The organism is Methylobacterium sp. UNC300MFChir4.1 (genome assembly GCF_900110155.1).
Classification (GTDB): Bacteria; Pseudomonadota; Alphaproteobacteria; order Rhizobiales; family Beijerinckiaceae; genus Methylobacterium.
In genome coordinates, this window is record NZ_FOCS01000001.1 from 56,967 (window position 1) to 69,729 (window position 12,763).

Here is a 12,763-nt window from a genome sequence, read left to right on the forward strand (position 1 = left end):
GGGAACCCGCATGATCGTCGAGACCGGCCACTTCGCCCTCGCGCTCGCGCTGGCGATCTCCCTCGTCCAGGTGGTGATGCCGATCTGGGCCGCCCGCTCGGGCGATCCGGCCCTGCGCCAGACCGCCTCTCAGGCGGCGCTCGGCGCCTTCGCCTGCGTGCTCTTCGCCTTCGCGGCGCTCACCTACGCGCACGTCACCTCGGACTTCTCGGTCCAGAACGTCGTCGAGAACTCGCACACGCAGAAGCCGCTGATCTACAAGATCTCCGGCGTCTGGGGGAACCACGAGGGCTCGATGCTCCTCTGGGTCCTGATCCTCACCCTGTTCGGCGCCTGCGTGGCGGCGGCCAAGAACTCGGTGCCGCCGCGGCTGCGGGCCAACACCCTGGCCGTGCAGGGGCTGATCACCTTCGTGTTCGTGCTGTTCATCATCACGACCTCGAACCCGTTCACCCGGGTGATCCCGGCTCCGCTCGAGGGCAACGACCTCAACCCGCTGCTGCAGGATCCGGGTCTCGCGGTCCACCCGCCGCTCCTCTACGTCGGCTATGTCGGCTTCTCGATCAGCTTCGCCTTCGCGGTGGCCGCGCTGATCGACGGGCGGATCGACGCCGTCTGGGCGCGGGCTGTGCGGCCCTGGACCCTCGCCGCGTGGTGCTTCCTGACGCTCGGGATCGCGATGGGCTCCTACTGGGCCTACTACGAGCTCGGCTGGGGCGGCTGGTGGTTCTGGGACCCGGTGGAGAACGCCTCCCTGATGCCGTGGATCGCCGGCACGGCGCTGCTGCACTCCACCGTGGTGATGGAGAAGCGCGACGCCCTGAAGGTCTGGACGGTGCTGCTCGCCATCCTGACCTTCTCGCTCTCGCTGATCGGCACCTTCCTGGTCCGCTCGGGCGTGATCACCTCGGTGCATTCCTTCGCCACCGACCCGACCCGCGGCGTCTTCATCCTGGCGATCCTGATCCTGTTCATCGGCGGCTCGCTGACGCTGTTCGCGTGGCGGGCGCCGCTGCTGCGGCAGGGAGGCTTGTTCGCGCCGATCTCCCGCGAGGGCTCGCTCGTCCTCAACAACCTGTTCCTGGTGGCGGCCTGCGCCACCGTGCTGGTCGGCACGCTCTACCCGCTGGTGCTCGAGATGCTGACGGGCGAGAAGATCACGGTCGGTCCGCCCTTCTTCAATTCCACCTTCGTGCCGCTGGCGATCCCGCTGCTGCTGATCGTGCCCATGGGGCAGGCGCTGGCCTGGAAGCGCGGCGACGTGCTCGCCGCCGCCCAGCGCCTGTTCGCCGCGCTGGCGGTCGCCCTGGTGGTCGGCTTCGCGGTGCTGGCGCTGACCTGGGGCGGGCCGGTCCTGGCGCCGGTCGGGATCGGCCTCGGCGCCTACCTGCTGATCGGGTCCGCCCTGGAGATCGTCACCCGCGCCCGGGGCTACGGGGCGAGCCGCGCCCGGTCCCTCGGACAGATCGGCCGCCGCGCCGTCGGCCTGCCGCGCTCGGCCTGGGGCACCGCCATCGCCCATGCCGGGGTCGGCGTGGTGGTGCTGGGCATCGCCGCGCAGGGCTGGGCCACCGAGGGGCTGGCGACCCTCAAGCCCGGGGAGAGCCTGGCGACGGGGCCCTACGTGGCGACCCTGGACCGGGTCGCGCCGCGCAAGGGACCGAACTACGAGGAGGCCGCCGCCTACCTGACGATCCGCACCCGCGGGGGCGACGAGGTCGGGAAGGTCGAGACCGGCAAGCGCTTCTACCCGAGCCGCAAGATGGCGGTGACGGAATCGGGGCTGCTGACCAACGGTGTCAGCCAGGTCTACGCGAGCCTCGGGGAGATCGGGCAGGACGGCGGCGTCGGCCTGCGCCTCTACTACAAGCCGCTGGTCCTGCTGATCTGGCTCGGGGCGGTGGTGATGGCGCTGGGCGGCGGCCTGTCGCTCACGGACCGGCGGATGCGCGTGGGCGTCCCCGCCAAGGCGAAGGCGCGGCCGCTCCCGGTCGCGGTGCCGGCCGAGTGATGGCGCGCCGTTCGCTCCGCCCGGCGCTGGCCGCGCTCGCCCTGCTGGCGTCTCTGCCGGCCCTGGCGGTGCAGCCCGACGAGGTGCTGAAGGATCCCGCGCTGGAGCACCGCGCCCGGGAGATCTCGGCCGAACTGCGCTGCCTCGTCTGCCAGAACCAGTCCATCGACGATTCCGACGCGCCGCTCGCCAAGGACCTGCGCCTGATCGTCCGCGAGCGGCTGGAGAAGGGCGACAGCGACACGGCGGTGCTCGACTACGTCGTGGCCCGCTACGGCGAGTTCGTGCTGCTGCGCCCGGTCTTCGCGCTGCACACCCTGCTGCTGTGGCTGACCCCGGTGCTCGCGGTGCTGCTCGGCGGGCTCGGCATCTGGCGCCTCGCCCGTCGCCGCCCGCCCGCGCCGGCCCGGAACCTGTCGGCCGCCGAGCAGGCGGAGGTCGCGGCGCTGCTGCGACGGGAGTAGAATCGCCGCCGGAAGCGATTCGCCCGCCCCGTTCGGCACGAGTCTTGGATCGGGCCTCGCAGACCGCACGATCGGCGACGCGCCCGGGGCAGGACGATGACGGCCGCTACGCTCACCATCTCGAGCCGCAACTACTCCTCGTGGTCCCTGCGGGGCTGGCTGATCTGCCGGATGGCCGGGCTCGACTTCCGGACGGAGGTCCTGTCCGGCACCGACGCCACCACCCGGGCGGAGCTGCTGCACCTGTCGCCCTCGTTCCTGGTGCCCCGCCTGCGCCACGGCGACGTGGTCGTCTGGGACACGCTGGCGATCGCCGAGTATCTCGCCGAGACTTTCCCGGAGGCCGGCTTCCTGCCCGGCAACGTGGCGGAGCGCGCCCATTGCCGGTCGATCTCGGGGGAGATGCATTCCGGCTTCGTCAATCTGCGCTCGGCGCTGCCGATGAACCTGCGCGCCTTCCACCCCGATTTCCGCGTGTTCAACGGTGCCAAGGCCGATATCGAGCGCATCGTCACGATCTTCGACGATTGCCTGGACCGCTACGAGGGGCCGTACCTGTTCGGCGCGCGGCCGTGCCTCGCCGACGCGATGTTCGCCCCTGTCTGCACCCGCTTCCGCACCTACGACGTCGCGCTGCCGCCCCGCGCCGCCGCCTACCGCGACACGATCCTGCACTGGCCGCTGATGGTCGAGTGGGCGGAGGCCGCCGCCGATGAGCCGGACGAGATCGAGGAACTCGAGATGGAGTTCTGACGCGGCCGAGGCTGCCGTCTTGGAGCCCGCCACCGTCCTTGCGAGCGGAGCGAAGCAATCCAGTCGCGCCACGCTTGCCGAGGTTGCGCTGCCCTAGATTGCTTCGCTTCGCTCGCAAGGACCGAGGGCTCTGAGCGGACGTTCCGGAACCGACGTGGCGGAATGCAATTTCTTGCAGAGCACAAATTTATGTTGCGACGCACACGACAAATCCTGACTGCCGATCGGATCTGAAAAATCGTTCTGCGGCAACAGGTTAACGAATTGGCTCCGCTCCTCGGGCCTGCGCGTTACAGCTCGACAAACGTCCTTTGTCGCCCGACCGGACAGCGCGATTGATGCCATTCGGCATTTCTGTTCCTGTTCGCATTAGAACAGGAACAGACTGGGCTGGAAACCATGGCGCGTCACGAGCCCTGGAGCGCGGAGCGCGCATCCGGGATCATCGCCGAGCACACCCATCTCGAGGGGGCCACACTGCCGATCCTGCACGCGCTGCAGGAAACCTTCGGCTACGTGGATTCCGGTGCCGTGCCGCTGATCGCGGACGCGCTGAACCTGTCGCGCGCCGAAGTCCACGGCTGCATCACCTTCTACCACGACTTCCGGGCGCACCCCGCCGGCCGCCACGAGGTGAAGCTGTGCCGGGCCGAGGCCTGCCAGGCCATGGGCTCGGACAAGCTGCACCGCGAGATCCTGGGCCGCCTCGGCTGCGGCTGGCACGAGACCACCGCCGACGGCAGCGCCACGGTCGAGCCGGTCTACTGCCTCGGCCTCTGCGCCAACGGCCCCGCCGCGCTGGTGGACGGTGAGCCCGTCGCGCACCTGACCGCCGACGCCCTCGAAGCTGCCCTGACGGAGGTGCGCCAGTGAGCGTCACGCTCTACGTTCCGCGCGACGCCGTCGCCCTCGGGCTCGGCGCCAACAAGGTTGCCCGCGCGCTGTTCGCGGGCGCCGAGCGCCGCGGCCTCGACGTCACCATCGTGCGCACCGGCTCCCGCGGTCTGGCGTGGCTGGAGCCGATGGTCGAGGTCGGCACCCCCGAGGGGCGGATCGCCTACGGCCCGGTCAAGCTCGAAGACGTCGATGCCCTGCTGGACGCCGGCCTGATCGAGGGCGGCGACCATGCCCTGCGCCTCGGCGACCCTGAAAAGATCCCGTTCCTCGCCCGGCAGCAGCGCCTCACCTTCCACCGTTGCGGCGTGATCGACCCAGTCTCCGTGGACGATTACCGCGCCCATGGCGGCTATCGCGGCCTTGAGGCGGCGCTGAAGCTCGATACCGAGGGCATCGTGGCGGCGGTGCGCGATTCCGGCCTGCGCGGCCGGGGGGGTGCCGGCTTCCCGGCCGGCATCAAGTGGAACACCGTGATGCTCGCCAAGGCGGACCAGAAGTACGTGGTCTGCAACGCCGACGAGGGCGATTCCGGCACCTTCGCCGACCGGATGATGATGGAGGGCGACCCCTTCAACCTCATCGAGGGCATGACCATCGCGGGCGTCGCGACCGGCGCCACGCGCGGCTACATCTACCTACGCTCCGAGTATCCGCAGGCTTTCGCGACCCTCAAGGAGGCGATCGCCAACGGGATCCAGGCCGGCGTGCTCGGCGACAACATCCTGGGCTCGGGCAAGACCTTCCATCTGGAGGTTCGCCTCGGCGCCGGCGCCTACATCTGCGGTGAAGAGACCTCGCTGCTGGAGAGCCTGGAGGGCCGCCGCGGCATCGTCCGCGCCAAGCCGCCGATCCCGGCGCTCAAGGGCTTCCTCGGCAAGCCGACGCTGGTCAACAACGTCATGACCTTCACGGCCGTGCCGTGGATCCTGGAGAACGGCGCCAGGGCCTACGCCGATTACGGCATGGGCCGGTCGCTCGGCACCCTGCCGATCCAGCTCGCCGGCAACATCAAGCACGGCGGCCTGATCGAGGTGGCCTTCGGCATCACCCTCCGACAGGTCATCGAGGATTTCGGCGGCGGTACACGCTCGGGCCGGCCGGTCCGGGCCGTGCAGGTCGGCGGGCCGCTCGGGGCCTACTTCCCCGATCATCTCCTCGACACGCCCCTCGATTACGAGGCGATGGCGGCCAAGAAGGGCCTCGTCGGCCACGGCGGCATCGTGGTGTTCGACGATACCGTCGACATGGCGGCCCAGGCCCGCTTCGCCTTCGAGTTCTGCGCCACCGAGTCCTGCGGCAAGTGCACCCCCTGCCGCATCGGCGCCACCCGCGGCGTCGAGACCATGGACAAGGTCATCGCCGGCATCCGGCCGGACGCGAATCTCAAGCTGGTCGAGGATCTCTGCGAGGTCATGACCGACGGATCGCTCTGCGCCATGGGCGGGCTGACGCCCATGCCGGTGATGAGCGCGATCACCCATTTCCCCGAGGATTTCAGGCGCGCCGGCGATCTGCCGGCCGCGGCCGAGTGAGGAGACGTCGATGGGCCTGATCAAGGAGATCGACTACGGCACGCCGATCCGCGTCAGCGAGCAGACGGTGACGCTGACGATCGACGGCATGTCGGTGACGGTGCCGGCCGGCACCTCGGTGATGGCGGCGGCGATGCAGGCCGGGACGCAGATCCCGAAGCTCTGCGCCACCGACTCGCTGGAGCCGTTCGGCTCCTGCCGCCTCTGTCTCGTGGAGATCGAGGGCCGGCGCGGCACCCCGGCCTCCTGCACGACCCCGGCCGAGAACGGCATGGTGGTGCACACGCAGAACGAGAAGCTCGCCAAGCTCCGCAAGGGCGTGATGGAGCTCTACATCTCCGACCATCCCCTCGACTGCCTGACCTGCGCGGCCAACGGTGACTGCGAGTTGCAGACCCAGGCGGGCGTCGTCGGCCTGCGCGACGTGCGCTACGGCTACGAGGGCGACAACCACGTCCGGCCGAGCTCCGAGAAGTATCTGCCGAAGGACGAGTCGAACCCGTACTTCACCTACGACCCGTCGAAGTGCATCGTCTGCAACCGCTGCGTCCGCGCCTGCGAGGAGGTGCAGGGCACCTTCGCGCTGACCATCGCGGGCCGCGGCTTCGACAGCCGCGTGGCGGCCGGCCCGACCAATTTCTTCGAATCCGAGTGCGTCTCCTGCGGCGCCTGCGTCCAGGCGTGTCCGACGGCCACGTTGCAGGAAAAATCGATCCACGCGTACGGCCAGCCCGAGCACGCGGAGGTGACGACCTGCGCGTATTGCGGTGTCGGCTGCTCGTTCAAGGCCGAGATGCAGGGCGAGCGCGTCGTCCGCATGGTCCCCTACAAGGGCGGCAAGGCCAACGAGGGCCATAGCTGCGTGAAGGGCCGCTTCGCCTACGGCTACGCCACCCACAAGGACCGCATCACCAAGCCGATGATCCGCGAGAAGATCACGGATCCGTGGCGCGAAGTGTCGTGGGAGGAGGCGATCGACCGCGCGGCCTCCGAGTTCAAGCGGATCCAGGTCAAGTACGGCAAGGATTCGGTCGGCGGCATCACCTCGTCGCGCTGCACCAACGAGGAGGCCTACCTCGTCCAGAAGCTCGTGCGCGCCGCCTTCGGCAACAACAACGTCGACACCTGCGCCCGTGTCTGCCACTCGCCGACCGGCTACGGCCTGATGTCGACGCTCGGCACCTCGGCCGGCACCCAGGACTTCAAGTCGGTCGAGAAGTCCGACGTGATCCTGGTGATCGGCGCGAACCCGACCGACGGCCACCCGGTCTTCGGGTCGCGCATGAAGAAGCGCCTGCGCGAGGGCGCCAAGCTGATCGTCGCCGATCCGCGCAAGATCGACCTCGTGAAGTCGCCCCACATCAAGGCCGACTATCACCTGCCGCTGAAGCCCGGCTCCAACGTCGCCTTCATCAACTCGCTGGCGCACGTGATCGTCACCGAGGGGCTGATCGACGAGGCCTATGTCCGCGAGCGCTGCGACCTCGCCGAGTTCGAGTCCTGGGCCCGGTTCATCGCCGACGAGCGCCACTCCCCGGAGAACCAGCAGTCCTTCACCGGCCTCGACCCCGAGCAGGTCCGCGGGGCGGCCCGGCTCTACGCCAAGGGCGGCGCGGCGGGCATCTACTACGGGCTGGGCGTCACCGAGCACAGCCAGGGCTCGACGATGGTCATGGGCATGGCCAACATCGCCATGGCCACCGGCAACATCGGCAAGCTCGGCGCCGGCGTGAACCCGCTGCGCGGCCAGAACAACGTGCAGGGCTCCTGCGACATGGGCTCGTTCCCGCACGAGCTGACGGGCTACCGTCACGTCTCGGACGATGCGACCCGCGAGAGCTTCGAGGCCCTCTGGGGCGCCAAGCTCGACAACGCGCCGGGCCTGCGCATCACCAACATGCTGGACGAGGCCGTCGAAGGCACGTTCAAGGGCATGTACATCCAGGGCGAGGACATCGCCCAGTCGGATCCCGACACGCACCACGTGACCTCGGGCCTGATGGCGATGGAGTGCATCGTCGTCCAGGACCTGTTCCTGAACGAGACCGCCAAGTACGCCCACGTCTTCCTGCCGGGCGCCTCGTTCCTCGAGAAGGACGGGACCTTCACCAACGCCGAGCGCCGCATCTCGCGGGTCCGCAAGGTCATGGCCCCGATGGGCGGCTACGGCGACTGGGAGGGCACGGTGCTGCTCTCCAATGCCCTCGGCTACCCCATGAACTACAATCACCCGTCCGAGATCATGGACGAGATCGCCTCGCTCACCCCGAGCTTCACCGGCGTGTCCTACGCCAAGCTCGACGAGCTCGGCTCGGTGCAGTGGCCCTGCAACGAGAAGGCGCCGCTCGGCACGCCGATGATGCACGTGGACCGGTTCGTCCGCGGCAAGGGCCGGTTCATGATCACCGAGTTCGTGGCCACCGAGGAGCGGACGGGCGCGAAGTTCCCGCTGATCCTGACCACGGGCCGGATCCTGTCCCAGTACAATGTCGGCGCGCAGACCCGGCGCACCGAGAACTCGCGCTGGCACGAGGAGGACGTGCTGGAGATCCACCCGTTCGACGCGGAGCTGCGCGGCATCGTCGACGGCGACCTCGTCGCCCTGGAGAGCCGCTCCGGCGACATCGCCCTGAAGGCCAAGATCTCGGAGCGGATGCAGCCCGGCGTGGTCTACACGACCTTCCACCACGCCAAGACCGGCGCCAACGTCATCACCACCGACTACTCGGACTGGGCGACCAACTGCCCCGAGTACAAGGTGACGGCGGTGCAGGTCCGGCGGACCAACCGGCCCTCCGACTGGCAGGCGAAGTTCTACGAGGAGGACTTCTCCCTGACCCGGATCGCCCAGACCCTCGACGCGGCAGAGTAAGAGTACCCGATGAGCGCCGTGACGCAGGCGGACAAGCTCGTCCGCATGGCCAACCAGATCGCGACCTTCTTCCGGTCCTACCCGGAGGAGGAGGCGGTGGCCGGGATCCAGAAGCACATCAAGGCGTTCTGGACGCCCAAGATGATCGCGCATCTCGAGGCCGCCCTGCCGGAGCAGGGCGACCGGGTCGACGGCTACGTGCGGCGGGCGCTGCGGGGCGAGGAACCGGCGGCCGACAGCCCGGTGCGGCCCGCGACCCGGAATCCGCAACTCGCGGGCGCGGGCGCCAGCGACGCCGGCTGATCCGCCCGAGGCCGGGCTGGACCCTCAGCCCGCGCCACGCCTGGCCGGCAGGCGATCACGCGAAGCACCCCTGTCCCGACTGGGAGCGGGGGTGCCTGGCGTTCGATGCGGTTTCCGGGTCACCGACCGGTTCCGCCGTCCTCGCGAGCGGAGCGAAGCAATCCAACAGCGCCCCGCTCTCCACGATGGCGCGACCCTGGGTCACTTCGCTGCGCTCGCGACGACGGAGCGCGCCGTCTGAACCGAGAACCGTCTGCGCCGATGTGGAAAGGCGTTGGGCGGCGGCACTGCGGGACGGTCGGGTGCCCGGCCGTCTCCCACCCGGCGGACCCGGCGACGCCGGCCGCCGGGCCCCGAGACGTCAGTTCTTCAGGGCGACGGTGAAATCGGCCTCGGTCTTCCCGCGGATCTCGTCCTCGGTGACGCCGTCGGCGAGCTCGATGAGCCTCATGCCGCCGTCGCCCTTCTTGTCGATCTCGAACACGCCGAGATCGGTGATCACCAGGTCGACCACCTGCGTGCCGGTGAGCGGCAGGTCGCAGGCCTTGAGCAGCTTCGGGCTCTCGGTGCCGTCCTTGTTCTTGGCGACGTGCTCCATCACCACGACCACGCGCTTCACGCCGGCCACGAGGTCCATGGCGCCGCCCATCCCCTTCACCATCTTGCCGGGGATCATCCAGTTGGCGAGGTCGCCGTTGCCGGCCACCTGCATGGCGCCGAGGATCGACAGGTTGATGTGCCCGCCGCGGATCATCCCGAAGGAATCCGCCGAGGAGAAGTAGCTCGTCGTCGGCAGAGCGGTGATCGTCTGCTTGCCGGCGTTGATCAGGTCCGGGTCCTCCTCACCCTCGTAGGGGAAGGGGCCCATGCCCAGCATGCCGTTCTCCGACTGGAGCTGCACCGACATGCCCTCGGGGATGTAGTTCGACACCAGCGTCGGGATGCCGATGCCGAGGTTCACGTAGAAGCCGTCCTCCAGCTCCTTGGCGGCGCGCGCCGCCATCTGCTCGCGGGTCCAGGCCATCGTTCTCGCTCCCTTCCCGTCCGATCAGTGCGTGCCGCCGCCGGCCGCCGCGGCCGGGGTGCTGTCGCCGCGCTTGCGCGTGGTGCGCTGCTCGATGCGCTTGTCGCGCTGCCCGACGTCGATGATGCGCTTCACGAAGATGCCGGGCGTGTGGATCGTGTCCGGATCGATCTCGCCCGGCTTCACGAGGTGCTCGACCTGCGCCACGGTCATCTTGGCGGCGGTGGCCATCATCGGGTTGAAGTTGCGGGCGGTCATCCGGTAGCGCAGGTTCCCCTCGGTGTCGCCCGTGTGGGCGTGGACCAGGGCGAGGTCGGCGAACAGGCCGCGCTCCATGACGTATTGCTCGCCGTCGAACTCGCGGACTTCCTTGCCCTCGGCGACCTTGGTGCCGACGCCGGTCTTGGTGAAGAAGGCCGGGATGCCGGCGCCGCCGGCGCGGATCCGCTCGGCCAGCGTGCCCTGCGGGTTGAACTCGATCTCCAGCTCACCGCCGAGGTACTGCCGGGCGAACTCCTTGTTCTCGCCCACGTAGGACGAGATCATCTTGGCGACCTGACGGGTGTCCAGGAGCTTGCCGAGACCGACCCCGTCGATGCCGGCATTGTTCGACACGACGGTGAGGCCCTTGACGCCGGAGAGGCGCACCGCCTCGATCAGCTCGTCGGGGATGCCGCAGAGGCCGAAGCCGCCGCACATCACCATCATGTCGTCGCGCAGGAGGCCGGCCAGGGCCGCGGCGGCATCCGTGTAGACCTTCTTCATCGAACCGTCCTTTTCCCGCCGGACCCGACCGGCCGAAACCTCGGGACGCGCGTGTCCTCGCGCCTGCTCTTCCCGATTCCGCGCGCGAAATCCAGTGGTGCACCGCACCGGCCGGCGCGGTCCCGAGCGATCCGTAACCGGCACTGCGCTGGGGAGGGCAGGGCGGCCCTGCGCGGGCGCGGCAGACAAAACCGGCCGGGGACGCTAAGTTGCCCACTCGACGTGCAGACCCTGCCGGGCCGTGGCAGCCCGAGGGGCCGGCGCGGCGCCCGGCTTCCGGCCACAGCCGCCGCCCTCTCGGAGCATGATGTCGCTGCGCCGCCCGATTTTCATCCTCGCTCTCGGGAGCCTGATCGCGGCCGGCCTCGGCCTGCGCGACTGGCCCCTGGAGGATGGCCGGGCCACGGCCTTCGCCCGCCGCGCCTTCGACGCCTACGGACTCGAGCTGACGCTGCGGGGGCCCGCGCGCCTCGCGGTGCTGCCCTGGCCGCGCCTGACCCTCGACCGCGTCCGGCTCGCTGCCGGTTCCGACGGCCCGGTCCTGGCGGATGAGGGCCGTCTGACCATCGATCTCGACCCGCTGAGCCTCCTCGGCGGCCGCGCCGCGGTGAGCGGCCTCCGCCTGGAAGGCGCGCGGCTGTCGGACGACCTCGCCGGCTGGGACGCCCCCCTCGCGCGCCTCGCCGAGCAGGCCCGGTCCGGCGAGACGGCCCGGCCGCGCCGGATCGTCGTGCGCGACGCGCGCCTCGCCGCCGGCGACACGGCCCGGGACATCGACCTCGACATCGCGTGGCCGCTCTGGGGCAAGGCCGCCGAGGGCCGCGCCAGCCTCATCTGGCGCGGCGTGCCGACCCGGATCGCCCTCAGCCACCTGCGTCCGGCCGAGATGGCCCAGCGCCGCGGGAGCCCGTTCACTGCGGAGATCACGTGGCCGGACGGCCGCCTCGCGGCGGACGGAACGGTGGCGCCGCCGGCGGAGGGGAGCGCGCTGCCCGTCATGTCCGGGCAGGTCCGGTTCGAGACGCGATCCCTGCCGGAGAGCTTGGCCTGGATCGGCCGCGATATGCCGCTGGCGCCGCTCGCCGGCGCCTTCTCGGTCGACGGCCGGTTCGAGACGGGCGAGCGGTCCGTCTCGTGGCCGAGCCTGCGCATCGGCCTGGGTCAGAACGTGCTCGAGGGGGCCGGCGCCGTCGCGTTCGGGCCCGGCAAGGCGCCGCGCCTCTCGGTGCAGGCGACCCTGGCGGCCGAGACGCTCGATCTCACGCCTCTCGTCGCGGATCTGTCGCGGCTCCTCGACCCCGCGCCCGCGTCGATCGCCCTGGCGCCCTTCACGCGCGGCGACCTCGACCTGCGCCTGTCGGCGGCCGAGGGGCGCGCCGGCGCCGTCCGGGTGCAGGATCTGGCGGCGAGTGTCCTGGTGCGGGAGGCCGCCTTGGAGGTCGCGGTGAACCGGGCCCGGATCCAGGACGGCACGTTCAAGGGGCGCGTCAACCTGACGAGCGGGTCCGATCCGGCCGCGACCGAACTGCGCACGCAGGGAAGCCTCGACCGCGTCGACCTCGGCGCGCTGCTCGGCGAGATCGGCGCGGCCCGCTGGGTGGTGGGGCCCGTGCAGGGGCATTTCGCCCTCGAATCCAGGGCCCGGGACACGGTCGGATTGCTGGCGCACCTGAATGGCCGGGCCACGCTCGCCATGGACGGTGGTGCCATCGCGGGCCTCGACCTCGCCGACGTCATCCACCGCAACGGCGCGGTGGCGTCCGGCGCCCTGGCGCGCCGCAACGGCCGGACGGCCTTCGAACGGGCCGTGGTGACGCTGCGCTTCGCCGACGGCGTGGGCGAGATCGCCGAGTCGGGTCTCCTGGGGCCGAGCGTCGGGGCGACCCTGCACGGCCAAGTCTCGCTGCCGGAGCGTAGGCTCGATGCCAAGGGCGACCTCGTCCTGCGTCCGCCCGGCGATTCCTCCCGCGGGATCCTGTTCGCGGTGACCGGGCCCTGGAGCGCCCTGACGGCTCAGACGGTCGCGCACAGCGAGATCCCCGACCCGGTCGGCCGGTACGGGGGCGCGATGCTCCCCGACCCGCTCAAACTGCCCGCCACGCTCGGCCTGCCCGGCAACGCCCGCGCGTACGCGCCGTGACC

10 protein-coding genes are annotated in these 12,763 nt (G+C 70.4%); 8 read left to right on the forward strand and 2 right to left on the reverse strand.

Annotated features, from left to right (window positions below):
* Nucleotides 1-10 precede the first annotated feature (10 nt).
* The 7 genes from BMY19_RS00275 (at nucleotide 11) to BMY19_RS00305 (ending at nucleotide 8,832) form a co-directional block, all read left to right on the forward strand.
* Entirely contained in the window at nucleotides 11-2,011 is a 2,001-nt protein-coding gene (locus BMY19_RS00275) for a heme lyase CcmF/NrfE family subunit (RefSeq protein WP_020090896.1), read from the forward strand.
* The gene (locus BMY19_RS00280) at nucleotides 2,011-2,475 is read left to right on the forward strand and encodes a cytochrome c-type biogenesis protein (protein WP_020090895.1); all 465 of its coding nucleotides are present in this window, start codon (nucleotides 2,011-2,013) and stop codon (nucleotides 2,473-2,475) included. The genes BMY19_RS00275 and BMY19_RS00280 overlap by 1 nt, the downstream gene beginning before the upstream one ends.
* Nucleotides 2,476-2,571: 96 nt before the next feature.
* Nucleotides 2,572-3,228, forward strand: a complete 657-nt coding sequence (locus BMY19_RS00285) for a glutathione S-transferase family protein (RefSeq protein ID WP_020090894.1) — start codon at nucleotides 2,572-2,574, stop codon at nucleotides 3,226-3,228.
* A 399-nt stretch (nucleotides 3,229-3,627) separates the two neighbouring features.
* Nucleotides 3,628-4,101, forward strand: a complete 474-nt coding sequence (locus BMY19_RS00290; protein WP_010684574.1) for a formate dehydrogenase subunit gamma — start codon at nucleotides 3,628-3,630, stop codon at nucleotides 4,099-4,101.
* Nucleotides 4,098-5,657, forward strand: coding sequence for a formate dehydrogenase beta subunit (locus BMY19_RS00295; RefSeq protein ID WP_100250534.1), 1,560 nt, complete (start codon nucleotides 4,098-4,100; stop codon nucleotides 5,655-5,657). The genes BMY19_RS00290 and BMY19_RS00295 overlap by 4 nt, the downstream gene beginning before the upstream one ends.
* A 10-nt stretch (nucleotides 5,658-5,667) precedes the next feature.
* Entirely contained in the window at nucleotides 5,668-8,529 is a 2,862-nt protein-coding gene (gene fdhF / locus BMY19_RS00300) for a formate dehydrogenase subunit alpha (RefSeq protein ID WP_100250535.1), read from the forward strand.
* Between the two features lie 9 nt (nucleotides 8,530-8,538).
* On the forward strand, nucleotides 8,539-8,832 hold the full coding sequence (locus BMY19_RS00305) for a formate dehydrogenase subunit delta (protein ID WP_056527622.1): 294 nt from the start codon (nucleotides 8,539-8,541) through the stop codon (nucleotides 8,830-8,832).
* A 361-nt stretch (nucleotides 8,833-9,193) separates the two neighbouring features.
* On the opposite strand, the gene BMY19_RS00310 is transcribed toward BMY19_RS00305, so the two are convergent.
* Both BMY19_RS00310 and BMY19_RS00315 read right to left on the reverse strand, forming a co-directional pair.
* Nucleotides 9,194-9,856: a 3-oxoacid CoA-transferase subunit B gene (locus BMY19_RS00310; RefSeq protein WP_042671934.1), complete on the reverse strand. Its 663-nt coding sequence runs from the start codon at nucleotides 9,854-9,856 to the stop codon at nucleotides 9,194-9,196.
* A 24-nt stretch (nucleotides 9,857-9,880) separates the two neighbouring features.
* Nucleotides 9,881-10,621: a CoA transferase subunit A gene (locus BMY19_RS00315; protein WP_020090888.1), complete on the reverse strand. Its 741-nt coding sequence runs from the start codon at nucleotides 10,619-10,621 to the stop codon at nucleotides 9,881-9,883.
* Between the two features lie 307 nt (nucleotides 10,622-10,928).
* Here BMY19_RS00315 and BMY19_RS00320 point away from each other — a divergent pair, with 307 nt between their 5' ends.
* Nucleotides 10,929-12,761 carry an AsmA family protein gene (locus BMY19_RS00320; protein WP_100250835.1) on the forward strand — a complete coding sequence of 611 codons (1,833 nt, stop codon included), beginning with the start codon at nucleotides 10,929-10,931 and terminating at the stop codon, nucleotides 12,759-12,761.
* The last annotated feature ends 2 nt before the right edge of the window (nucleotides 12,762-12,763 follow it).

Bases quoted from the DNA above. Each gene is read 5' to 3' on its own strand.
- BMY19_RS00305 (WP_056527622.1), top strand. From the start codon at position 8,539: ATGAGCGCCGTGACGCAGGCGGACAAGCTCGTCCGCATGGCCAACCAG.
- BMY19_RS00290 (WP_010684574.1), top strand. From the start codon at position 3,628: ATGGCGCGTCACGAGCCCTGGAGCGCGGAGCGCGCATCCGGGATCATC.
- BMY19_RS00275 (WP_020090896.1), top strand. From the start codon at position 11: ATGATCGTCGAGACCGGCCACTTCGCCCTCGCGCTCGCGCTGGCGATC.
- BMY19_RS00280 (WP_020090895.1), top strand. From the start codon at position 2,011: ATGGCGCGCCGTTCGCTCCGCCCGGCGCTGGCCGCGCTCGCCCTGCTG.
- BMY19_RS00285 (WP_020090894.1), top strand. From the start codon at position 2,572: ATGACGGCCGCTACGCTCACCATCTCGAGCCGCAACTACTCCTCGTGG.
- BMY19_RS00320 (WP_100250835.1), top strand. From the start codon at position 10,929: ATGTCGCTGCGCCGCCCGATTTTCATCCTCGCTCTCGGGAGCCTGATC.
- BMY19_RS00315 (WP_020090888.1), bottom strand. From the start codon at position 10,621: ATGAAGAAGGTCTACACGGATGCCGCCGCGGCCCTGGCCGGCCTCCTG.
- BMY19_RS00310 (WP_042671934.1), bottom strand. From the start codon at position 9,856: ATGGCCTGGACCCGCGAGCAGATGGCGGCGCGCGCCGCCAAGGAGCTG.
- fdhF (WP_100250535.1), top strand. From the start codon at position 5,668: ATGGGCCTGATCAAGGAGATCGACTACGGCACGCCGATCCGCGTCAGC.